The sequence below is a fragment of the Macrococcoides bohemicum genome, assembly GCF_016865215.1.
Taxonomy (GTDB): domain Bacteria; phylum Bacillota; class Bacilli; order Staphylococcales; family Staphylococcaceae; genus Macrococcoides; species Macrococcoides bohemicum.
This window is the reverse complement of sequence record NZ_CP054482.1, coordinates 468,180-491,063: the sequence shown is the minus strand read 5'-3', so window position 1 is coordinate 491,063 and position 22,884 is coordinate 468,180. Positions and strand designations below refer to the sequence as shown.

General features: G+C 38.2%; 16 protein-coding genes, 6 tRNA genes and 3 rRNA genes. 3 read left to right on the top strand and 22 right to left on the bottom strand.

Features of this window, described 5'->3' with window-relative positions; genetic code table 11:
- Nucleotides 1-31: 31 nt before the first annotated feature.
- The 3 genes from HT586_RS02665 to HT586_RS02655 form a co-directional block, all read right to left on the bottom strand.
- Nucleotides 32-1,297, bottom strand: coding sequence for a Z1 domain-containing protein (locus HT586_RS02665; protein WP_203546526.1), 1,266 nt, complete (start codon nucleotides 1,295-1,297; stop codon nucleotides 32-34).
- A gap of 21 nt (nucleotides 1,298-1,318) precedes the next feature.
- Nucleotides 1,319-2,185, bottom strand: a complete 867-nt coding sequence (locus HT586_RS02660) for a DEAD/DEAH box helicase family protein (protein WP_203546181.1) — start codon at nucleotides 2,183-2,185, stop codon at nucleotides 1,319-1,321.
- 124 nt (nucleotides 2,186-2,309) lie between these two features.
- Entirely contained in the window at nucleotides 2,310-2,840 is a 531-nt protein-coding gene (locus HT586_RS02655) for a hypothetical protein (protein ID WP_203546180.1), read from the bottom strand.
- Between the two features lie 110 nt (nucleotides 2,841-2,950).
- On the opposite strand from HT586_RS02655, the gene HT586_RS02650 reads away from it, so the two are divergent.
- Nucleotides 2,951-3,853 carry a CPBP family intramembrane glutamic endopeptidase gene (locus HT586_RS02650; protein WP_203546179.1) on the top strand — a complete coding sequence of 301 codons (903 nt, stop codon included), beginning with the start codon at nucleotides 2,951-2,953 and terminating at the stop codon, nucleotides 3,851-3,853.
- Between the two features lie 43 nt (nucleotides 3,854-3,896).
- Here the strand turns inward: HT586_RS02650 and HT586_RS02645 are convergent, their stop codons facing one another.
- Nucleotides 3,897-4,898 (bottom strand): hypothetical protein, encoded by a 1,002-nt coding sequence (locus HT586_RS02645; protein WP_203546178.1) that lies wholly within the window; start codon nucleotides 4,896-4,898, stop codon nucleotides 3,897-3,899.
- Nucleotides 4,899-4,979: 81 nt separating this feature from the next.
- Nucleotides 4,980-6,086 carry a glycerate kinase gene (locus tag HT586_RS02640; protein ID WP_203546177.1) on the bottom strand — a complete coding sequence of 369 codons (1,107 nt, stop codon included), beginning with the start codon at nucleotides 6,084-6,086 and terminating at the stop codon, nucleotides 4,980-4,982.
- Between the two features lie 123 nt (nucleotides 6,087-6,209).
- On the opposite strand from HT586_RS02640, the gene HT586_RS02635 reads away from it, so the two are divergent.
- The gene (locus tag HT586_RS02635) at nucleotides 6,210-6,593 is read left to right on the top strand and encodes a hypothetical protein (protein WP_203546176.1); all 384 of its coding nucleotides are present in this window, start codon (nucleotides 6,210-6,212) and stop codon (nucleotides 6,591-6,593) included.
- A gap of 96 nt (nucleotides 6,594-6,689) precedes the next feature.
- On the opposite strand, the gene HT586_RS02630 is transcribed toward HT586_RS02635, so the two are convergent.
- The 7 genes from HT586_RS02630 to HT586_RS02600 form a co-directional block, all read right to left on the bottom strand.
- Nucleotides 6,690-7,235, bottom strand: a complete 546-nt coding sequence (locus HT586_RS02630) for a hypothetical protein (RefSeq protein ID WP_203546175.1) — start codon at nucleotides 7,233-7,235, stop codon at nucleotides 6,690-6,692.
- A 138-nt stretch (nucleotides 7,236-7,373) separates the two neighbouring features.
- Nucleotides 7,374-7,898 (bottom strand): immunodominant staphylococcal antigen IsaB family protein, encoded by a 525-nt coding sequence (isaB, locus tag HT586_RS02625; protein WP_096077321.1) that lies wholly within the window; start codon nucleotides 7,896-7,898, stop codon nucleotides 7,374-7,376.
- Between the two features lie 177 nt (nucleotides 7,899-8,075).
- Nucleotides 8,076-9,878: a glutamine--fructose-6-phosphate transaminase (isomerizing) gene (gene glmS / locus HT586_RS02620; RefSeq protein ID WP_203546174.1), complete on the bottom strand. Its 1,803-nt coding sequence runs from the start codon at nucleotides 9,876-9,878 to the stop codon at nucleotides 8,076-8,078.
- 522 nt (nucleotides 9,879-10,400) lie between these two features.
- Entirely contained in the window at nucleotides 10,401-11,750 is a 1,350-nt protein-coding gene (gene glmM / locus HT586_RS02615; RefSeq protein ID WP_133355023.1) for a phosphoglucosamine mutase, read from the bottom strand.
- 26 nt (nucleotides 11,751-11,776) lie between these two features.
- Nucleotides 11,777-12,712 (bottom strand): CdaR family protein, encoded by a 936-nt coding sequence (locus tag HT586_RS02610; protein ID WP_096077324.1) that lies wholly within the window; start codon nucleotides 12,710-12,712, stop codon nucleotides 11,777-11,779.
- On the bottom strand, nucleotides 12,712-13,521 hold the full coding sequence (gene cdaA, locus HT586_RS02605; RefSeq protein WP_096077325.1) for a diadenylate cyclase CdaA: 810 nt from the start codon (nucleotides 13,519-13,521) through the stop codon (nucleotides 12,712-12,714). The genes HT586_RS02610 and cdaA overlap by 1 nt, the downstream gene beginning before the upstream one ends.
- Nucleotides 13,522-13,552: 31 nt before the next feature.
- On the bottom strand, nucleotides 13,553-14,821 hold the full coding sequence (locus tag HT586_RS02600; RefSeq protein ID WP_203546173.1) for a tetratricopeptide repeat protein: 1,269 nt from the start codon (nucleotides 14,819-14,821) through the stop codon (nucleotides 13,553-13,555).
- 387 nt (nucleotides 14,822-15,208) lie between these two features.
- Here HT586_RS02600 and HT586_RS02595 point away from each other — a divergent pair, with 387 nt between their 5' ends.
- Nucleotides 15,209-15,652 (top strand): ArsR/SmtB family transcription factor, encoded by a 444-nt coding sequence (locus HT586_RS02595; RefSeq protein WP_203546172.1) that lies wholly within the window; start codon nucleotides 15,209-15,211, stop codon nucleotides 15,650-15,652.
- Between the two features lie 27 nt (nucleotides 15,653-15,679).
- On the opposite strand, the gene rocF is transcribed toward HT586_RS02595, so the two are convergent.
- From rocF to HT586_RS02545, 10 genes are all read right to left on the bottom strand, one after another.
- Nucleotides 15,680-16,582, bottom strand: a complete 903-nt coding sequence (rocF, locus tag HT586_RS02590) for an arginase (protein WP_203546171.1) — start codon at nucleotides 16,580-16,582, stop codon at nucleotides 15,680-15,682.
- A gap of 202 nt (nucleotides 16,583-16,784) precedes the next feature.
- Nucleotides 16,785-16,857 (bottom strand) — tRNA-Lys (locus tag HT586_RS02585).
- 7 nt (nucleotides 16,858-16,864) lie between these two features.
- A tRNA-Gln gene (locus HT586_RS02580) sits at nucleotides 16,865-16,939 on the bottom strand.
- Between the two features lie 6 nt (nucleotides 16,940-16,945).
- Nucleotides 16,946-17,029, bottom strand: a tRNA-Tyr gene (locus tag HT586_RS02575).
- 28 nt (nucleotides 17,030-17,057) lie between these two features.
- Nucleotides 17,058-17,133 (bottom strand) — tRNA-Val (locus HT586_RS02570).
- Between the two features lie 3 nt (nucleotides 17,134-17,136).
- A tRNA-Glu gene (locus HT586_RS02565) sits at nucleotides 17,137-17,211 on the bottom strand.
- Between the two features lie 4 nt (nucleotides 17,212-17,215).
- Nucleotides 17,216-17,290, bottom strand: a tRNA-Asn gene (locus HT586_RS02560).
- A 14-nt stretch (nucleotides 17,291-17,304) separates the two neighbouring features.
- Nucleotides 17,305-17,419, bottom strand: a 5S ribosomal RNA gene (gene rrf, locus HT586_RS02555).
- A gap of 208 nt (nucleotides 17,420-17,627) precedes the next feature.
- Nucleotides 17,628-20,552: ribosomal RNA gene (locus HT586_RS02550) — 23S ribosomal RNA — on the bottom strand.
- A gap of 354 nt (nucleotides 20,553-20,906) precedes the next feature.
- Nucleotides 20,907-22,460: ribosomal RNA gene (locus HT586_RS02545) — 16S ribosomal RNA — on the bottom strand.
- The 16S, 23S and 5S rRNA genes sit together here with 6 tRNA genes alongside, the layout of an rRNA operon.
- Nucleotides 22,461-22,884: the final 424 nt, after the last annotated feature.

The following is a 22,884-nucleotide window of genomic DNA, read 5'->3' as shown; positions in this document are numbered from 1 at the left end:
TATATCATTTACAAGGTTGCTTTACTTAAATTTATCCTTCAAATACAATCGTATTCATCTGTGTAGGTGCGACAATGACCGGCCAGTAGAAGGGTCCCCCGCGCCATCCTTGTGCTTCATCACCATTCTGTCTGAGCAGCATTAATGTTGGATGCGTTGTGCCAAACTGATAACTTTGTTTAAGTTCATCTTGTCCGTTATCTGGTCGATCTGCAAATCTTACACCGTCTTGACGGAAGCGTGATATATTACGCTTTTCACGTGTAACAATCCAGACATATCCTGTATTGTTTCCTGGTAGCCTTGATAAATAATTGAGTATAGCGCTATAGGTTTCAACGTTCCACTCATAGCCTTCTTCCATGATGAGACATTCCGTTATTTCTTTAAGTATCGGAATTACTTTCTGAACAGGAACGAGTATATGACGTGCATCTTTGTTATTTTGATCGATAGCAAACTTACGTAATTCCTGAATCATTGTATCCAGCTTCTTTGTGCGACGCATCATCTCGCTGCGACTTTTCGTCTGAAATCCAACTGGTAAGAAACGTTTCTTTCCTTTAATCGTAATGACTTTCGACAACAGAAGCTTATTAGGGTTACATGGTACAATGTCTTTCTTTGTATCATGCATCATAAAGATAACTTCTCCCCCATTACGCCCAGTTTCAAATGCTTTCCTTAAATCTTCATCAAACGTATGCATTCGTTCCATTACGTCATAGATTCTATTTGTTGTATAAAATCTCGTCACATATAAATCTTCTTTCGGTCGTGCCCCGTACATACGTGAATGCTGCAGTACCGTATCTTGCTGAAACTTCTTCGGATCTCGTCCGTAATAGAAACCGATTAAGTTGCCGATCGTAATACCACGATCAAGAATTTGACCCCCAATAAAGAAATTAAGTGGTGCTCGAAGTTTCAGTTCTCCTCGTTTATCTAGCAATTGATTCACATCTTGTTCTGAATTAACGATGGTAATCAACAGCTCTTCATCAAGAAATGCTGATTTTACCGCTTCATAAACGTCTCTTGCATCTGGAAAATAATTTGATTCTGATGATAACTTAAACCCTTCATATGCTTTCATAATAATTGATTTAAATGCAGCTTCATCTTCCTCGATGAGTTGTGTGAGCTTCTGTTCTATCTTCAATACAACCTGATATTGCCACATATGAGCGCGTTTTGTCGTAATGGTATGCATAATAAAAGCATACTTTTTAGGACGTTCCTGTTGAGCTATTTGTTGAAGGGTACGAATCTTGCCTCCGACAACAAAGTTAATCAGTGCATTGCGTAATCCATTTAATTATTTAGTAGTAAGTACATATGCATCTTTTACACGTCGGTTATCTTCCTTACGTAACAGCTCCAGTTCGGTTTCACTTACCGGTTGATAGACGTGACTTGCAGGACCTTCAAGCTTAGACTGTTCGAAATAGAACTTCCCACCAACATACGACTGATATGTCGGCACAAGCACTGTGAAAGCTGGTCGTTTCGGTTGATAACCACGTGCAGATAACACTTCACTATCCGGTTGTAAATATAGTGAATACGGTGTCGCAGTTACTTGTAAGTAGGCTGCTGTAGGAATTTCTCTTTTAATTTGATCGAGTTGGGATGCAATGACCTTGAGTTCCGTTAAGTTCTTATCCTTATCTTTATCATAAACAACTGACGCATAATCAGCTTCATCATCGATAATCATCATCTGGCGTTTTGAGAGTACCGGATACAATTCAAACAAAGCTTTCGTTAATCGTTCCACATTCTTCTTTTCTTTCTTAACGACAATGACGATTTTCTTGTTTAGTTCAAACTTACGTAAATCTTCTGGAAGATTCATGATGTCATATGCTGAAATATAATCCTGATCAATCAGTGCTTCATATTCTTTGTGCAGCCGTTCATACGTTTGTCGTGCAAGTGCGTTAGCGTTCTTTGTTAAGATGATCACAACTTCAAAGCCATTATCAAACCCTAATGCCATCGAACCCATAAAGCTACGTGTCTTCCCAGATTGTATACGACCGAGAAGCATACCGGGCTTATTTTCTGTTGTAGATATTTCTATTAAGTTATTTATAGTATCATGCATTACTTTTAATTCATCTATTGAATAATTGTTTTTATGTTGAAGTGTTTTAATAAACACACCTTGTTTTAAATCCATAATCTTCTCCTAAACTTAACAATAAAAAGAAACCAGCTCAGAAGCCAGTTTCTCTATTTTTATGACGCATACGGCTGTATTTTCTAAATACTGCCGTTTGCATAATACTTCATCGCAAACTCCCCTAAGGCTGCACTGGTAATCCCGTATTCGGATCTACTGTCGGTGCGGCTGTTGGCGCTTCTGTCGTAGATTGTGCTTCTGTACGTTCTACTTGTAACGCACTTTCAAATGCAGCGGCTGGTGATGAAGTGTTTGTGCCTTGCGGAATCACACCGTTGGCTACACCACTTTGATATGCTGCCATTTTCTCATCATATGTATAATCATTACTATATATAATTTGGCTTAATGTATTTCTATTCGTTATATTATTAACATTTACTTTGACAACAGCTTCTGTCGTTACCGCTTCAGTTGTATTTACTTCTTCAGTCGTAGCTGCAGTTTCAGTTGTTTCTGTTTCACTCGTATTTGAATCATTTTTATTTGATTTATGTTTTTCACGACTCGCTTTAATTTTCTTTCTGGCGATATCTGCAGCACTTTCTTTTTGCTCAGTCTTCACTTTTTCTTTCGGTGCAGTATCCTCTTTACCACATGCTACAAGTATAATTGCTACTGATAATAAAATACTCATCTTTTTTACGTTCATGTGTTCATCTCCGTTCTAAATTTAACCCAAATTCTATGATACTACAATTCCACAATATACGGTAAATTTTCTATGCTATACTAGTGGTAAAATTATATGGAGGCGGCTTTATGAATTTCAATCAAAGTATATCGCTATCTAAAAAATCTCCGAGCAATATTCCATGGTATGCGACACTACTTATTGCATTTGCGATTTTCTTTATCGTTCAAATCATTGCTGGATTAATATTAGTACCAATTATTCTCGCATTCAATCCAACGGCAACACTTACTGAATTACAAGAAGAACCGTTGAGTACGCTCATCAGTTTGTTAATCTTTCCTTTCTTACTCGTTGCATGTCTTATCATCAATAAATTTACCTATCGTCATCCTGTACAGGCATTAGGTTTCTTTAAAGAAAAAGTATTTTCTAAATATGGATTTGGATTGCTTCTAGGGATGGCAATCATCATTATCGTCTACCTCATCAATCTGCTATTCGGTGCAATGCATAGCATGGTTAACCCTAGCATTCCATGGTTTACTTTAACATGGATGATTGGATTATTTATGATACAAGGTTTAACTGAAGAAGTGATTGCCAGAGGTTTCTTGATGAACAAAATCAGCTATCAAATCGGTGTGCCTGCTGGTATAATCATCAATTCAGCATTCTTCTCATTTCTGCATTTCTTAAATCCGAATACGAGTATCCTTAGCTTTGTTAATTTATTCCTGGCAGGTATCGTATTCTCACTATTATTCTACTGGTCAGATAATATTTGGCTGACAGGTGCTGCGCATAGCTTCTGGAATATTACACTTGGCGTATTTTTAGGTAATGAAGTAAGTGGGCAGGCTTTACCAGCAACCATATTAAATACTGAATCAAATATGGATCAGTCTATTATTAATGGTGGTCATTTCGGGTTAGAAGGCGGGCTTGTTGTCACTGTCATCTCAATTCTCGTGATCGCTTTATTACTAAAATCAAGTCTTAAAAAATACGGTACACAAAAAAGAGCCTAGCTGGCTCTTTTTGTTTAGCTTAATTTGTATACTTTTTATGTTATTAGTCTCTTACTTTAATCATATATTTTAAATTACCTTTATATCGATCAAAACCAACGATTACTTTATATCCATTATGTTTATCTGCATTATAAGTTACTTGTGTTTCATCTACTCTATTAACGACGTGTTTAACTGATGTCGGTTTACCAAATTTATCTAAGATTGTTTTATAACTATATGGATATGTTGCAATGACAGCTGTTTGTTTCACTTTCATAGGATAATTTGCAGTTAAACTATACCCTACATTCCCATTCGATAAGAAATAGCCAAAGCCTGTTCCAGTCATCTTACATACAGGTCTCTCATAGTTTAATGATTGACCAGGGGCAGTCGTATTTAAGCGATAGCTATTAGTACCAAAGAAGTGATTGATAAATGAATTACTGAATAGATTAAGTTTATTACCTTTTGAAACCGGACATGTCACTTTTCTCACTGGACTCGGTGCATAATTCGAAGATGCCCACTGCTTATAAGTCATTGTATCAGGACCTTCTAATCCTGCAGGAATTGTTGTTTGTTTGTGCAGTTTCACTGCTATTAGTGAAGGTAGGAATGCATCAATAGAACGTTTCATTTCTTTCTCATAACTGATAGCATCGCGCTTGTAATTTGCATAGTCTCTATGATTTGGGCCAAGTTTCTTAAGTTCCGATTGTAATGTTTTAGACATGCGATACGTATTGTAATTTACTTTTCCAGCAACTTTCTTCTTGATAGCTACAGTATTATTATTAATCGGAATATAAATGTTACCTTTCGCTATTAAATAGTCATAACCATCTAACACTTTACGTTCAACTATGGTGATTTTTCTACCTTTGTATAACTTGATCACATTATAATTTGCTTTATCAAATGCATATACTGATTGTTTCAATACCGCTTCATAGCTTTGAATTTTACGTGGTAAATCACTTGGACGAGTTTCTGCATGTGCTGAATTTGACAATAATAATGAACCTGCAACAATCCCCATTACAATTTGCTTTTTCATTGGAATGCCTCCATCAGTTGTTTTCTTTTATTATACATGAGACAAAGGAAATAATACACAACACTTGAATAATATTAACAATTATTTCAATAATCTTCCTATATTCCTACACGTGTTACTGATTAATCTTTCAGCATTATCCATCGCATCATCTAGTGACATCGGTCCATCAGTAATTGCGTGGATACTTAAGAAGTGATCATAAAGTGCTTCGTAATTTGTACCTAAGCCCCCTGCCACAAGTATTGATTGCACGCCCACATCATTCCCTCTATTTGCAACACAAACTGGTAGCTTTCCGTACTGTGTCTGGAAGTCACTTTTCCCTTCACCAGTGAAGATATAATCGAATGTCTTTAAATCAAGATCGTTCAATACAATATCTGCAATATATTCAGCACCATTATGCATCACAGCACCAACACATAATAATCCATATCCTATGCCACCAGCTGCACCGGCACCTTCTATATGATGACAGTGTACATTTAAATGCTGTTCTAATTTAACAGCAAATGAGGCAATACTTTCATCAAAAGCTTTCATCTCTTCTTCTTCAATTCCCTTTTGTTTACCATAAGTATATGTTGCACCATGCTCACCGGTTAAAGGGTTTGTCACATCACAAATTAAATGAAGTTCAATTTCTTTTAGCGCAGGTATCAGGTGGCCTTTTATCAATCTAATTTCGGATAAGTTTCTACCATTAATAGTAAGGATTCGTCCTTTATTATCAATAAATTGTAATCCAAGTGCCTCTAATAAACCTGCACCGCCATCATTCGTTAGACTACCGCCTAAACCGATAAATACTTTCTTATATCCACGTTCAATTAACTGACGTATAACATCACCAACACCAAAGCTTGAAGCAAGATAAGGATTACGCGCTCGCGTTACTTCCATTCCGATAATATTAGCCACTTCAATCACTGCAGTTGTGTCATCAAGCTTGCCATAATATGTCGTCAATGGCCTTCTAAACATATCAACAGTATGTATCTCTTCTTTCTTACCATTCAATCCATAGATTAATGCATCAACCGTTCCTTCTCCACCGTCTGCCATCGGACGAAGAATCACTTCAGCATCAGGTATTGATGCTTGTAATCCCTTAGCTATGCATTCTGCCACACGCATCGCACTTAAACATTCTTTGTAGGAATCAGGTGCTATTAAAATTTTCATCGTAAATCCCTCCTTTTTATCATCCATAATACATCAATCTAACTTCACATTGATTGGATAAAATGCATTTATGGTATGATAATTGTATATTATATTATTTTATACATTCAAAAGGAGTACATGATGAAGTTCGGTAATATTTTAATTGGATTTTTTGCATTATTATTTTTTATGGCACAAATTTTTAATTTATATGATGGGGTTACACATAATGATCCGAAGAGAGTCGTCAACGCGCTCTATTTAATGTCAATTGGTTTGTTTATGCTATTTAATTTATACAATGCAATGCTTATGCAGTCTGGTAAAGTTGTGACGACTGCTATGGTTAAACAACAGCTTATAGCAGCAGTTCTGCTATTTATATTCGGGTTAATTGTGTTAATCGGTATATTTATATATGACTTAGGTATTTTAACGAAGATTGTTCAATTCATGCTTATTTTATCGGTATTTTTTGAAATACGAACACGAATCAATCAATTAAACGGAAAAAACAAGCGATAAATGTCTAATGAAAAACAACTAATCAACTTTAATCAAGTAGATAACCACCAATAATACCTTATTATTGGTGGTTATTTACTATATTTAATTTTTATTTTAAAATGCAAATTTTCTTAGTATCTCTTTAATATCTTCAGGATGTAATTGTGCAACATAAGCAATACTCCCATTAACATCAAATGATAATAATGTATTACCCTGAATGTAATTAATCGTACCTGCCTGAGGATAATAAAGATCGCCTTCTCCCCAATATTTATTCATATCACTTACTGTAAAGTATTGCGGAATACCTGCAAAACTTATTGAACGCAGACGATATTGCTCCGGTTTATCACCACGTTTACCTGTAAAGTAAAGAATCGTATTATCACCACGTTCTGTCAAATAATGATATTCAAAATCATAACGTTGATAAAGCGACGTCACTTTAAAAGAAGGTTTCACCCATTTTTGCTTCACATAGCCGTACGTGTTACCGATTTTAATACCGTTTAATTTATAATTCCCTTTTTTCATCGCCTGAACAACCGTCTTGTTCTTTAAGTTAGGAACAGAAGGTTTCTTTAATGCCGCATTCGCATCAACTGTTAAAGTGAACAGTAACAACATAGCTATACAACAAGTCATTAGTTTTTTCATTTTCATCATCCTCTCATCAGTTCCATTATATAACAAAAGCATATAGATAAGTGTTTAAAAATATATAAATTTTTAAGACTTATTTGCCTCTAATAACATTAAAACCTCCTATGTATGATTGCATAGGAGGCTCTATAACTATTTTGCTTGAACGCTGTATTCAAAATAAATCAAATATCCTTTTTCAAATGAAGCAAAATATTCTGCTCCATTTGTTTTATAATATAGTTCATACATATTCGGTTTTTCACCTTTACCTTTTTTCACAAGCTGATTGCCTTTATGTGCTTTAAGAAACTGTTTCAGTGTCACTTTCTTCTCATTGCCAACTAAAGGTCTGATCATTGTTATACGATTTTTTTTGTCTTTTTTGTAATAAGTATCGTATTTAAGGAAATCTTTTGTACCATAGCCATTTACACCTTTAAGATTCAATTTATAGCCATTCATCTTGATGTTGTCATACTTTAATGCGCGTACAAAGTCCTTGTCCAATAAGAATTTCGTGTTGTTCTTTACGTAACCTTTGTAATTATAATATGGCGTTACGACTTTCGATGTGGGTTTCGTAGCGGCATCTGCAGAAGTTACTCCTGCACCCGTTCCAATTAATAGTGACGACGCGATGGCAAAAGCAGCAGCAGTTTTGAATTTTTTATTCATTTAATCCACTCTCCTTTTAATTATTCATTATTTACAATTTTAACATATTCCTTTTAAAATACAAATTCAACCAATAATTTGAAGTTCACAAAAATAACTAATTACTTGCATAATATTGATTTTTGCTATAAAAAAAGTGCCTAAACTATAATGTTTAGACACTTAATAATATTTATATTATTCTACTGTAACAGATTTTGCTAAGTTACGTGGTTTATCTACGTCTGCACCTCTGTGTAAAGCTGCATAATAAGAAATTAATTGTAACGTAATAACTGATACTAATGGTGTTAACATATCATGAACCGCTGGAATGACATATGCATCTCCATCTTGCTCTAATCCTGACATAGAAATGATACATGGATTTGCACCACGAGCTACTACTTCTTTCACGTTACCACGGATTGATAAGTTCACTGCTTCTTGAGTAGCTAAGGCAATTACTGGCGTACCTTCTTCAATTAAAGCAATTGTTCCGTGTTTTAATTCTCCACCGGCGAATCCTTCAGCCTGGATGTAAGAAATTTCTTTTAATTTTAACGCACCTTCAAGACCTACATAGTAGTCCATTGTACGTCCAATAAAGAATGCGTTGCGTGTTGTAGATAAGAATTGACGTGCTAAATCTTCCATTTTATTTGCATCATCAACGATTGATACGATTGCAGAAGTAACTTTAGCAAGTTCAGGCAATAAGTTAACACCTGTGTCAATACCAGAATCCTTAGCTACAACTTGAGCTAAAATAGCAAGTACTGCAATTTGAGCTGTGTAAGCTTTAGTTGATGCTACAGCGATTTCTGGTCCTGCATGTAAGATTAATGTATGATCAGCTTCACGTGATAAAGTTGATCCAGGCACGTTAGTTACTGTTAACGCTGGGTAACCTAATTTTTTTGCTTCAACTAATACTGCACGACTATCTGCTGTTTCACCTGATTGTGAAATGAAGATAAATAATGGCTTCTTAGAAATTAAAGGCATATTGTATACGAACTCAGATGCAACATGTACTTCTGTAGGTACGTTTGCCCATTTCTCTAAGTATTCTTTACCAACTAAACCAGCATGGTAAGAAGTACCACACGCTACGATATAGATACGATCTGCTTTACGTACTGCTTTTACAATGTCTTTATCAATGACTAAGTTACCTTTATCATCTTGATATTTTTGAATGATTTTACGCATTACAGCTGGTTGTTCATGAATTTCTTTTAACATGTAATGAGCAAATGTACCTTTTTCGATATCACTTGCATCAATTTCAGCTTTGTACGGTTTACGTTTAATTTCTTTACCGTCTTGATCTTTAATTGTAACTTTTCCTTTTTCTACAAGAACGATTTCGCCGTCAGTTAATTCAACGTAAGTATCTGTTACTTGTAACATCGCCATCGCATCAGATGCGATAACGTTGAATCCATCACCTAAACCTACTAATAATGGAGATTTGTTTTTTGCAACATAAATAACATCTGGGTTTCCGCTATCTAATAATCCTAATGCATATGAACCGTGTAATAATTTGATTACTTCAGTGAAAGCTTTCTCTGTATCTAAACCTTCTTTTGAGAAGTGTTCTACTAATTGAACAATAATTTCAGTATCTGTATCTGATTTAAAAGTTACTCCTGATAAGAATTCTTCTTTTAATTGTTCATAATTTTCAATAACACCGTTATGTACTAAAGTGAAACGACCACTTTCAGATTGATGTGGATGAGAGTTTTCACGATTTGGTACACCGTGAGTTGCCCAACGTGTATGACCAATCCCAGTCGTTGATTCAAACGTTGAATCTACTGCTTTACGTAGTTCAGCAATACGACCTTTTTCTTTATACACACGTACATCTTCACCATTACGTACAGCGATACCCGCTGAATCGTAACCACGGTATTCTAATTTTTCTAAACCTTTTAATAAAATTTCTTTTGCATCTTGTGTTCCAATATAACCTACGATACCACACATAATAAGTTCCTCCTGAGCGCATTGGCGCATTTAAAATAAGTTAATTTAAATAGATTGATTATTTGTGCTATGTTGATGTCTTTTGTTCACTCAGTTGCCCAAGTGGTTTGTTACATCAACTATCGAATAGCTACTATCCGTGATGGCATCCGCCGAATTTTCGATAACCATCTTCCTCGTCAACAGTTTCCTGTTCTGGCGCTGTATATTCAGTTTTTATCTACCCTCGCTTTCAGTTAAACTTCTGTAATTGTACTATATTTTATATAAATTAGACAAGTATTAGAAGATTATATCTTTCGGAAATAGAACTATTAATACAACTTGTCTTATATATCAAAACAACACAAGCTTTAGATTTATATTATTACACTATAAATATGAGTTAAATTATTTTTTTAATATCATTATTTGCAAGATTATTTCGAAATGATTATAGTTCATAAAGATTAAATAATTATCTTTTAGATTTAAGAACCATAAAAAAGACCAAATCAGAAGATTTGGTCCTCTTATATAATATTATTCAATCCCCATATGTTCACGTACAACATCAGAGATACTGTGTACAAAACGTTCAGCATCTTCTTCAGTTTTCGCTTCAACCATTACACGTACTAATGGTTCAGTTCCAGATGGACGTACTAATACGCGTCCTTCACCGTTCATTTCTGCTTCAACTTTTGCAATTGATTCAGCGACTGCTGAGTTCTCTTCAACAGCATGTTTATCTGAAACGCGGATGTTCACTAAACGTTGTGGATATTTCTTCATTTGTCCTGCTAACTCACTTAGTGTCTTACCAGATTTCTTAATGATGCTCGCTAAATGAACACCTGTTAATAACCCGTCACCAGTCGTATTGTAATCCATCATTACAATATGTCCTGACTGCTCTCCACCTAAGTTGTACTTACCGTTTCTCATTTCTTCAACAACGTAACGGTCTCCTACTTTAGTTTTATTTGATTTAATATCAAATGCATCTAATGCTTTATAGAATCCTAAGTTACTCATTACAGTTGATACAACCATGTTGTCTTTTAAAGTGCCTTCATTATGCATACTTTGCGCTAAAATAAACATAATTTGGTCGCCATCAACAATTTGTCCTTTTTCGTCTACTGCGATAATACGGTCGCCATCACCATCAAATGCTAAACCAAAGTCACTACCAGAGTCCACTACTAATTCTGCTAATCCTTCAGGGTGTGTTGAACCTACACCATCATTGATGTTGTTGCCATCTGGATTACAGCCAATTGTTACTGTATCAGCTTCTAAGTCACCGAATAAATAAGGCGCTAATGAATATGTTGAACCATGTGCACCATCTAATGCGATCTTTAATCCTTCTAAGTCACCATCGATCGTTGATTTAATAAAGCTTAAATACTTTTGTCCACCTTCAAAGTAATCTGAAGTATGGCCCAAATCAACGCCTGTTGGACGTGGTAAAGTGTCTTCTTTCGCATCTAATAAAGCTTCGATGTCCGCTTCTTGTGCATCACTTAATTTATAACCATCTGAACCGAAGAATTTAATGCCATTATCTTGTACTGGATTATGACTTGCAGAAATCATAACGCCAGCTTGTGCATTTAATTCTCTCGTTAAATAAGCAACACCTGGTGTAGAAATAACGCCTAAACGCATTACTTCTGCACCTGTAGATAATAATCCTGCTACAAGTGCTGACTCTAACATAATACCAGAAACACGTGTGTCACGACCTACAACTACTGTTGGTTTAGCCGTTCCTCCGTGTGCTAATACATAACCACCGTATCGGCCTAATTCAAAAGCTAATTCTGGTGTTAACTCACTATTAGCTACACCTCTTACACCGTCTGTCCCAAAATATTTACCCATTTTTTATACTCCTTTTATTCATATCGTTATTTTTTAGATACATCTATCATAATTTCTACTTGCTTTGGATTAGCACTTGATACGTCTTTCGGTAAAGGAATATTTTCCTTAACGACTGTATCTTTTGTTACTTTCGATAAATCAACTTCTATCGCTAAACTACCGATACCATCTAGCACCGAACGCTTTCCAAATAGTTCTACTTCAGATTCAGATAGTTCCAGACTGTTTAGTTTTAGGTTTGAAGGTAACTTTCCTGATTTCTTTGCACTAATCACTACCGTCTTTGAAGTCGGTGCAATCTTGATGTTAACTTTTACTTTAGCAGGTTTTACGGATACATCAAGTTTATTAAGATTAGAATCAAATACATTAACTTCTGCTTCTTCACTTGTAGTCTTAGATAGTTTCGTATTATCCTGCAATGTTGCTTTCACATATGCAATCTTATTAATCTCATCTTCCCCACCAGTAATGGTAACTTGTGATGGATCAACTTCTTTACCTGTTAATTCATAACCCGTCGCAATACGAGAATTGCTCACTTCTGCTTCTACTTGTCTTGTATCTTTAATCTTTTCAGATAAAGTGATATTTGCAAATTTCGGAATCACTTCATAATTTAATTTATCAGAAATCCCTTTTACTTTAAACTTCTTTTTATATTCTCCAACTTTAGAACTGGACAAGTCAAGCGTCACCGTAAAGTCCATCATACTCTCCGTCTTCTTTACGATAGACTGTGGACCGCTCACTCGAACATTTACTGTCTTCGGCGCACCCGTTAAATATAAGTTTTTATCATCATACACAATTTTAACCGGAACATCTTCAATGACCGTCTGATCCTTCTGGTTGAATTTATTATCACCTAAAAGTGCGAAGACATCGTTGACTGATAAAAATAAAAACAAAGCAAGCACAAATGCAACAAATCTCAGTCCCCATTTATTCTCAAGCATTATTCTTCAACACCTTTCTTCGTGACATGTGTACTAAACCAATGTTCCGTAAGCAAGGCCTCAAACACTTCTAATGATACATCTTTTCGTAATCTGCCGTTATATGTCACTGAAATGTCGCCTGTCTCTTCAGAAACAACTACAGTAAAAGCATCTGATACTTCAGAAATACCTACTGCGGCACGGTGACGTGTTCCTAAACTCTTTTGAATCTTAGCACTATCTGATAAAGGAAGATAACTTGCTGCAACAGCAATCTTATCACCCTGTACAATCATCGCACCATCATGTAAAGGCGTATTAGGAATAAATATATTAATTAATAATTCAGATGATATATCTGCATTGATTGGTATACCTGTTTCTATATAATCCTGTAAACCCGTTTCTTTTTCAAAGACGATTAACGCACCAATACGACGTTTCGCCATGTACTGTACTGATTTTACCATGGCATCTGTAAGCTTTGCCTGGTTAACCTTTAAATTTGCTGCATTGCGTTTAAATAAACTACCTCGTCCGAGCTGTTCTAAAGCTCTTCTTAATTCTGGTTGAAAGATAACAATGATGGCTAAGAAACCCCATTCCATAACCATATCAAACATTTTCGTCGTTGTTGTTAAATCCAGCTGATTACTCAGTGTTCTACCAATCAGAATAAAGAAGATACCTTTTAATAATTGGATGGCTTTCGTGCCTTTAATTGCATTGATTAGCAAATAAATAACATACCATACAATCAGCAAGTCTAAGATGCCCGTAATGATCTTAACAGTACTTAAATTATCAAGTACACTAAAGAGCTGCATTGTATCTCCTCCATATTCATGCTAAAAATAATTATACCATGTATGGCAGGGAATCTTCGTATAGATTGATGCATTTTTTATAATATTCATTGGATTGTTCTAAATCTCCAAGTTTCACATAAATTTCTGCAATCTTTTTCGAAATTCTACCAAAATAGTACACATGCTCATTACCATTTAACGCAATTTTGTAGTAAGTTAATGCACCTTGATAGTTCTCCAGTTGATATTCGAGGTCACCCATCAACTCTTCACCATATCCAGTATCATCATTTTTAATATTTTCTGCGATTATCGCTCTTGCATCTTCATAAATACCTTTGCGAATCATCACCTCAGCTAAGTGCAGGCGAATATTAACTGCATAAGGATGATCAAATCTATAGTTATCAAGCATTTTATTACATTTTAAAATGATTTCATATGCTTCATCTGTACGATTCAGCTCCATTAAGAGCATCGCGAGATTACTCAAACTACCTATTAGATCAAATGAGACTGGGCGCAGTTCAGCATAACTAATTGCTCTGCGATAATGATATTCAGCCTGTTCAAAATCTTTCGTTGCATGGTAAGAACGGCCTAATGTATTCTCGATATTTAACGCCATATGATACGTATTAAGCTTCATATTTAGATCGATTGCTTCTTCACACAGTTTAATTGCAACGTAAAATTCACCGATACGTGAATAATACTTACCTAAATGGTAAAGGATAGAGACACGCGTAATATTTACCACATTCTCAACGATTGTAATATTATTTGCTTTAGTTAATTGATTAATTGCCTCCATAACATTGCCAACTTCATATTCAATCCTGCCTAACAGCTCTAATGAACGTAAATAAATAGTAACTTCACGCATCTTCTTAACGATAGCTATCGCCTTCTCTACATACTTACGGGCATTATCATAGTCTTTTTGGTGAAAATAATAACTGGCTGTTACCCAGCTGATAGCTCCACGTTCAGCTTCTGTAATGCTCTCAAGCGTTTCGTAATTCTTATTGATAAACGCTCCAAGTTTTTTGAAATCATTCATCAAAACATGATTCTCAGCCCATTTAATCTCTTTTTTAATCTCTAATAAACTTAAATTACGATCTTCAGATGTATTTGTAAAATCCTCCAATGTACAATTTAAACGCACACTCAATTTCTTTAGGACATTGGTAGAAGGATGTACCGAATTCTTTTCTATTAAACTTAAATATGTTCTTGAAATAATACCTTCTGCTAATTCCTGTTGTGTTAAATTTGCCTGATTACGTAATTCTTTTATTCTTTGACCAACCACGAGATTCACCTCTTTTTCATATAATATCATCATAAACGAAATAAAGTTAACATTCCATACGTAACTTATTATATAGATAGATACTTTTAGACATTGTTAAATGATAAAATTAAAGTAACATTTGGTATTACAGTCACTTGATAACAATAATATAAATATACAACATTTTTACACGCATCACAAAAATGTTAAGAAATTATAAATATCATTAATATTTCCAACATGTCTATTTATCTTTTAAACAAAAACTAAAAATCCATGAAAAATAATTACATTTAGTATAATGCTAAAATTAAACAATTAGTGTAATTCGTTGACATAATTGATGTTAACAACGATAATATAATTATCTAAATAAAATAAGTAATAATACTAAGGAGAAGCGTAATGTTAGATATTTTAGTTATCGAAAACCTTGCTCAGTTAAAGTGCGTAAGTGACCCTTTTCGTATTAAATTATTAGAATTACTTGCAGTTGAAGCGAAAACTGGACAGCAGCTCGCAGATGAATTAGAAATTCCGCGTGCAAAAATTCATTACCACTTAGCAGAACTTGAAAAACAAGGCATTATAGAATTAGTGAAGACAGAACAAAAGCATAGTATTATTCAGAAATTTTATGCACCTGTTGCAAAACAACTTGTTCCTAAGCTAGATTTACTGAAATATGTAGAAGAAGATAGCAAGAAAGATAGTCTATCATTTAAGCTTCAAATCAACGAAAAAGAATTTCCTGAATTTAAAAGAGACCTTAAAAAGTATGTGAAGAAAGCTTCATCTAAAAATGCTGACTCAAATTACCAAATAAAAATATTCCCTGACCAAAATTAATTGGCAGGGAATATTTTTATTACTTATTTATAATAATTTCTCTCCAAAGAAAGATCCTACTAAACCAACAGCTTGCTCTGCTGTCTTGTTATAAATATCGATTAAAGGATTCACCTCTACGATTTCAAATGAAGTAATTTTTTCACTATCATTTAATAACTCTAATGCAAAGTGACTTTCACGATATGTAATACCACCTGGCACTGTTGTTCCTGTTCCTGGTGTTTCTACAGGATCTAAAGCATCAACATCTAATGATAAATGGATGCCATCACATTTATCTAAATAAGCTAATGTTTCCGCAATCACTGTACCAATACCTAAACGATCGATATCAGCCATCGTATATGTTTTAATACCTACTTCTTTAATGTATGCTTTCTCGCCTTCATCAAGATCACGCATACCGATTAATACGATATTTTCTATTTTCACTTTATTCTTATACCCACCGATATTAACTAAATCTTCATGACCATCTCCGATTAAAGCTCTTAGTGGCATGCCATGAATGTTACCAGACGGTGAAGTTTCATCGATATTTAAATCACCATGCGCATCATACCAGATTACACCTAAATTTTCATAATGCTTAGCAATACCGCTGATAGTACCCATTGCAATTGAATGGTCTCCACCAATGACAACAGGATAATTACCTTTTTGTACTACCCCATCAACTTTTTCACAAAGTGATTCACAGAATGTGGTAACCTCTTCTAAATTACGAAGACCACCTTGTTCTGATTTATATTTTTTCATATCAATTGCTGGTAATTCCACATTACCCTGGTCAATAACTGTATGACCTATATTTTCTAATCTTTCAATTAATCCAGCATAGCGCATAGCATCTGGTCCCATATTCACCCCTAGTTTACGTTGACCAAAAGCACTTGGCGCTCCAATAATCTCGATTGTCTTATTCATTATGTATTCCCCTTATTCCATAAATTTTTAAATAATCTGACTACTTTAATTTTATACAACATAAAGCGAATATACAATATTTTTATGCATAAATGAATAAAATGGATATTTATGTATAATATTGATAAGCTATACACTGATAATAATGAATTTATGAGAAAAAAGACCACAAAAAAAGCACCCTATACAGGATGCTTAATGATGAGCCATAGAGGATTCGAACCTCTGACCCTTTGATTAAAAGTCAAATGCTCTACCAACTGAGCTAATGGCTCTAAAAAATGGCTGGGCTAGCTGGATTCGAACCAACGAGTGACGGAGTCAAAGTCCGTTGCCTTACCGCTTGGCTATAGCCCAATAAGATGGTGGAGGGGGGCAGATTCGAACTGCCGAACCCGAAGGAGCGGATTTACAGTCCGCCGCGTTTAGCCACTTCGCTACCCCTCCGTATATGTATGCTGATTGTTTCCAAAAATGGTGGAGGATGACGGGCTCGAACCGCCGACCCTCTGCTTGTAAGGCAGATGCTCTCCCAGCTGAGCTAATCCTCCAAATGGTGACCCCTACGGGATTCGAACCCGTGTTACCGCCGTGAAAGGGCGGTGTCTTAACCGCTTGACCAAGGGGCCTAAATGGCTCCACAGGTAGGACTCGAACCTACGACCGATCGGTTAACAGCCGATAGCTCTACCACTGAGCTACTGTGGATAAATATAAAAATTGCCCGGCAACGTCCTACTCTCGCGGATCGTAAGACCAACTACCATCGGCGCTAGAGAGCTTAACTTCTGTGTTCGGTATGGGAACAGGTGTGACCTCTCTGCCATCGTCACCAGACAAAGTATATTAAAGGTATTGTACCTTCAAAACTAGATAAACTTAAGAAGAAATATGATGTACCAAACATCACCGTGCAAAAAATCTATATCCAGCTTCAGCTTCGCTGTCTTTCATCATTTTCTAAACTTCCATTCCAGCTGCGCTGTCAGTCAGTTTATCAAAAATGAATCAAGCCATAACGCTCGCTTACGCTTTTAACATAAAATTGATTAAGTCTTCGATCGATTAGTATTCGTCAGCTCCATACATTACTGTACTTCCACCTCGAACCTATTAACCTCATCATCTTTGAGGGATCTTATAACCGAAGTTGGGAAATCTCATCTTGAGGGGGGCTTCATGCTTAGATGCTTTCAGCACTTATCCCGTCCATACATAGCTACCCAGCTATGCCGCTGGCGCGACAACTGGTACACCAGAGGTATGTCCATCCCGGTCCTCTCGTACTAAGGACAGCTCCTCTCAAATTTCCTACGCCCACGACGGATAGGGACCGAACTGTCTCACGACGTTCTGAACCCAGCTCGCGTACCGCTTTAATGGGCGAACAGCCCAACCCTTGGGACCGACTACAGCCCCAGGATGCGATGAGCCGACATCGAGGTGCCAAACCTCCCCGTCGATGTGAACTCTTGGGGGAGATAAGCCTGTTATCCCCGGGGTAGCTTTTATCCGTTGAGCGATGGCCCTTCCATGCGGAACCACCGGATCACTAAGTCCGTCTTTCGACCCTGCTCGACTTGTAGGTCTTGCAGTCAAGCTCCCTTGTGCCTTTACACTCTGCGAATGATTTCCAACCATTCTGAGGGAACCTTTGAGCGCCTCCGTTACTCTTTAGGAGGCGACCGCCCCAGTCAAACTGCCCGCCTGACACTGTCTCCCACCACGATAAGTGGTGCGGGTTAGAAAGTCAACACAGCCAGGGTAGTATCCCACCAACGCCTCCACGTAAGCTGACGCTCACGCTTCAAAGGCTCCTACCTATCCTGTACAAGCTGTGCCGAATTTCAATATCAGGCTGCAGTAAAGCTCCACGGGGTCTTTCCGTCCTGTCGCGGGTAACCTGCATCTTCACAGGTACTATGATTTCACCGAGTCTCTCGTTGAGACAGTGCCCAAATCGTTACGCCTTTCGTGCGGGTCGGAACTTACCCGACAAGGAATTTCGCTACCTTAGGACCGTTATAGTTACGGCCGCCGTTTACTGGGGCTTCAATTCGTAGCTTCGCTAATGCTAACCACTCCTTTTAACCTTCCAGCACCGGGCAGGCGTCAGCCCCTATACGTCACCTTACGGTTTTGCAGAGACCTGTGTTTTTGATAAACAGTCGCTTGGGCCTATTCACTGCGGCTCTTCAAGGCTTGCACCCTAAAAAGCACCCCTTCTCCCGAAGTTACGGGGTCATTTTGCCGAGTTCCTTAACGAGAGTTCGCTCGCTCACCTTAGAATTCTCATCTTGACTACCTGTGTCGGTTTGCGGTACGGGCACCTAATTTCTAACTAGAGGCTTTTCTTGGCAGTGTGAAATCAACGACTTCGCTACTATAATTTCGCTCCCCATCACACCTTGACCTTAAGAGTACCGGATTTGCCTAATACTCAGTCTCAGTGCTTGGACGTACATAACCAACAGTACGCTTCGCCTATCCTACTGCGTCCCCCCATCGTTCAAACAATCTTAGGTGGTACAGGAATATCTACCTGTTATCCATCGCCTACGCCATTCGGCCTCGGCTTAGGTCCCGACTAACCCAGAGCGGACGAGCCTTCCTCTGGAAACCTTAGTCAATCGGTGGACGGGATTCTCACCCGTCTTTCGCTACTCACACCGGCATTCTCACTTCTAAGCGCTCCACATGTCCTTGCGATCATGCTTCGACGCTGCTTAGAACGCTCTCCTACCATTGTCCATAGGACAATCCACAGCTTCGGTAATATGTTTAGCCCCGGTACATTTTCGGCGCAGCGTCACTCGACTAGTGAGCTATTACGCACTCTTTAAATGATGGCTGCTTCTAAGCCAACATCCTAGTTGTCTGGGCAACGCCACATCCTTTTCCACTTAACATATATTTTGGGACCTTAGCTGGTGGTCTGGGCTGTTTCCCTCTCGACTACGGACCTTATCACCCGCAGTCTGACTCCCGTGTTAAATTATTTGGCATTCGGAGTTTGTCTGAATTCGGTAACCCGAGGGGGGCCCCTAGTCCAAACAGTGCTCTACCTCCAATAATCATCACACGAGGCTAGCCCTAAAGCTATTTCGGAGAGAACCAGCTATCTCCAGGTTCGATTGGAATTTCTCCGCTACCCACACCTCATCCGCTCACTTTTCAACGTAAGTCGGTTCGGTCCTCCATTCAGTGTTACCTGAACTTCAACCTGGACATGGGTAGATCACCTGGTTTCGGGTCTACGACCTGATACTCATTCGCCCTATTCAGACTCGCTTTCGCTACGGCTCCACATATACTGCTTAACCTTGCATCAAATCGTAACTCGCCGGTTCATTCTACAAAAGGCACGCCATCACCCATTAACGGGCTCTGACTACTTGTAAGCACACGGTTTCAGGTTCTATTTCACTCCCCTTCCGGGGTGCTTTTCACCTTTCCCTCACGGTACTGGTTCACTATCGGTCACTAGAGAGTATTTAGCCTTGGGAGATGGTCCTCCCGGATTCCGACGGAATTCCACGTGTTCCGCCGTACTCAGGATCCACTCAGGAGAGAACAACTTTTCGACTACAGGGCCTTTACCTTCTATGGCTGACTTTTCCAAAGTCATTCGTCTAAACTGTTCCTTTGTAACTCCGTATTGAGTGTCCTACAACCCCAGAGAGCAAGCTCTCTGGTTTGGGCTCTTCCCGTTTCGCTCGCCGCTACTAAGGGAATCGAGTTTTCTTTCTCTTCCTCCGGGTACTTAGATGTTTCAGTTCTCCGGGTGTGCCTTCTCATATACTATGTATTCATATATGGATAACATGACATAACTCATGCTGGGTTTCCCCATTCGGAAATCTCTGGATCAAAGCTTACTTACAGCTCCCCAAAGCATATCGTCGTTAGTAACGTCCTTCTTCGGCTTCTAGTGCCAAGGCATCCACCGTGCGCCCTTAATAACTTAATCTGTTATTAATAATTGTGATGTCTGCATTGTCTAACTTCAGCTTCGCTGTCTTTCATCATTTTCTAAAATTCCACTCCAGCTTGCGCTGTCGGTCAGTTTATCAAAAATGAATCAAGCCAGAACGCTTGCTTCCGTTTTTCCATGCAGACGCGCGATTTTTTTAAGAATTCAAAAATGAACTCACTCGGTTTTGCTTGGTAAAATCTTTTATTTCTTCTTACTTTATCTAGTTTTCAAAGTACAATTAGAATGACTTACTGGACCGAAGGTCCGATAAACATTCAAAACTGAATACAATATGTCAATGTTAATCCCTATCAGACTTAGAAGTCTGATTTCCGTAATTATCCTTAGAAAGGAGGTGATCCAGCCGCACCTTCCGATACGGCTACCTTGTTACGACTTCACCCCAATCATCTGTCCCACCTTCGACGGCTAGCTCCTAAAAGGTTACTCCACCGGCTTCGGGTGTTACAAACTCTCGTGGTGTGACGGGCGGTGTGTACAAGACCCGGGAACGTATTCACCGTAGCATGCTGATCTACGATTACTAGCGATTCCAGCTTCATGTAGTCGAGTTGCAGACTACAATCCGAACTGAGAATGGTTTTATGGGATTTGCTTGACCTCGCGGTTTTGCTGCCCTTTGTACCATCCATTGTAGCACGTGTGTAGCCCAAATCATAAGGGGCATGATGATTTGACGTCATCCCCACCTTCCTCCGGTTTGTCACCGGCAGTCTCTCTAGAGTGCCCAACTTAATGATGGCAACTAAAGATAAGGGTTGCGCTCGTTGCGGGACTTAACCCAACATCTCACGACACGAGCTGACGACAACCATGCACCACCTGTCACTTTGTCCCCCGAAGGGGAAAGCTCTATCTCTAGAGTTGTCAAAGGATGTCAAGATTTGGTAAGGTTCTTCGCGTTGCTTCGAATTAAACCACATGCTCCACCGCTTGTGCGGGTCCCCGTCAATTCCTTTGAGTTTCAGTCTTGCGACCGTACTCCCCAGGCGGAGTGCTTAATGCGTTAGCTGCAGCACTGAGGGGCGGAAACCCCCCAACACTTAGCACTCATCGTTTACGGCGTGGACTACCAGGGTATCTAATCCTGTTTGATCCCCACGCTTTCGCACCTCAGCGTCAGTTACAGACCAGAGAGCCGCCTTCGCCACTGGTGTTCCTCCATATCTCTGCGCATTTCACCGCTACACATGGAATTCCACTCTCCTCTTCTGTACTCAAGTCTCCCAGTTTCCAATGACCCTCCCCGGTTGAGCCGGGGGCTTTCACATCAGACTTAAGAGACCGCCTACGCGCGCTTTACGCCCAATAATTCCGGATAACGCTTGCCACCTACGTATTACCGCGGCTGCTGGCACGTAGTTAGCCGTGGCTTTCTGGTAAGGTACCGTCAAGGTACGTTCAGTTACTAACGTACTTGTTCTTCCCTTACAACAGAGTTTTACGATCCGAAAACCTTCTTCACTCACGCGGCGTTGCTCCGTCAGACTTTCGTCCATTGCGGAAGATTCCCTACTGCTGCCTCCCGTAGGAGTCTGGGCCGTGTCTCAGTCCCAGTGTGGCCGATCACCCTCTCAGGTCGGCTATGTATCGTTGCCTTGGTGAGCCGTTACCTCACCAACTAGCTAATACACCGCAGGTCCATCTATAAGTGACAGCAGAACCGTCTTTCACTATTGCTTCATGCGAAGCTAAATATTATCCGGTATTAGCTCCGGTTTCCCGAAGTTATCCCAGTCTTATAGGTAGGTTACCCACGTGTTACTCACCCGTCCGCCGCTAAAATCGAGAGGTGCAAGCACCTCTGTCAATTCGCTCGACTTGCATGTATTAGGCACGCCGCCAGCGTTCATCCTGAGCCAGGATCAAACTCTCCATAATAGTTTGTTTGATAATGCTCTTTGATTGCTTATGGCAATCACTCTTGGGAGTGAACTAAGTTCACTCAAATTATTGGAATTAACGTTGACATATTGTCATTCAGTTTTCAATGTTCATTTTTTCGCGTTACAAGAATTAATGTTACCATAACTCTCAACTCTTTGCAACACTTATTTTTAAGAAGTTTTACACTTGAATGTTCATTTCGTTTCAAGCAGTAATCTTTCTTGCTTTATTATATTACATCGATATGAACATAGTTTCAAGTGCAAGTTTTACACTTTTTCACTTTGTTATTTTCAATGTCTTAAAGCTGTGCATCGCTTGTTTTCAGCGACTTTTATATCTTATCAAGATGGATTGCTTTCGTCAATACTTTTTTAAAACTTTTTTGTTTATTTTTAAATTAATTACGGAATGCTTA

What these genes read in the sequence shown, in the direction of transcription:
- glmS (WP_203546174.1), bottom strand. Translation starts at nt 9,878, where the DNA reads ATGTGTGGTATCGTAGGTTATATTGGAACACAAGATGCAAAAGAAATT.
- rocF (WP_203546171.1), bottom strand. Translation starts at nt 16,582, where the DNA reads ATGAATAAGACAATCGAGATTATTGGAGCGCCAAGTGCTTTTGGTCAA.
- HT586_RS02650 (WP_203546179.1), top strand. Translation starts at nt 2,951, where the DNA reads ATGAATTTCAATCAAAGTATATCGCTATCTAAAAAATCTCCGAGCAAT.
- HT586_RS02610 (WP_096077324.1), bottom strand. Translation starts at nt 12,712, where the DNA reads ATGCTTGAGAATAAATGGGGACTGAGATTTGTTGCATTTGTGCTTGCT.
- cdaA (WP_096077325.1), bottom strand. Translation starts at nt 13,521, where the DNA reads ATGCAGCTCTTTAGTGTACTTGATAATTTAAGTACTGTTAAGATCATT.
- HT586_RS02645 (WP_203546178.1), bottom strand. Translation starts at nt 4,898, where the DNA reads ATGAAAAAGCAAATTGTAATGGGGATTGTTGCAGGTTCATTATTATTG.
- HT586_RS02630 (WP_203546175.1), bottom strand. Translation starts at nt 7,235, where the DNA reads ATGAAAAAACTAATGACTTGTTGTATAGCTATGTTGTTACTGTTCACT.
- HT586_RS02635 (WP_203546176.1), top strand. Translation starts at nt 6,210, where the DNA reads ATGAAGTTCGGTAATATTTTAATTGGATTTTTTGCATTATTATTTTTT.
- glmM (WP_133355023.1), bottom strand. Translation starts at nt 11,750, where the DNA reads ATGGGTAAATATTTTGGGACAGACGGTGTAAGAGGTGTAGCTAATAGT.
- HT586_RS02660 (WP_203546181.1), bottom strand. Translation starts at nt 2,185, where the DNA reads ATGGATTTAAAACAAGGTGTGTTTATTAAAACACTTCAACATAAAAAC.
- HT586_RS02640 (WP_203546177.1), bottom strand. Translation starts at nt 6,086, where the DNA reads ATGAAAATTTTAATAGCACCTGATTCCTACAAAGAATGTTTAAGTGCG.
- isaB (WP_096077321.1), bottom strand. Translation starts at nt 7,898, where the DNA reads ATGAATAAAAAATTCAAAACTGCTGCTGCTTTTGCCATCGCGTCGTCA.
- HT586_RS02595 (WP_203546172.1), top strand. Translation starts at nt 15,209, where the DNA reads ATGTTAGATATTTTAGTTATCGAAAACCTTGCTCAGTTAAAGTGCGTA.
- HT586_RS02655 (WP_203546180.1), bottom strand. Translation starts at nt 2,840, where the DNA reads ATGAACGTAAAAAAGATGAGTATTTTATTATCAGTAGCAATTATACTT.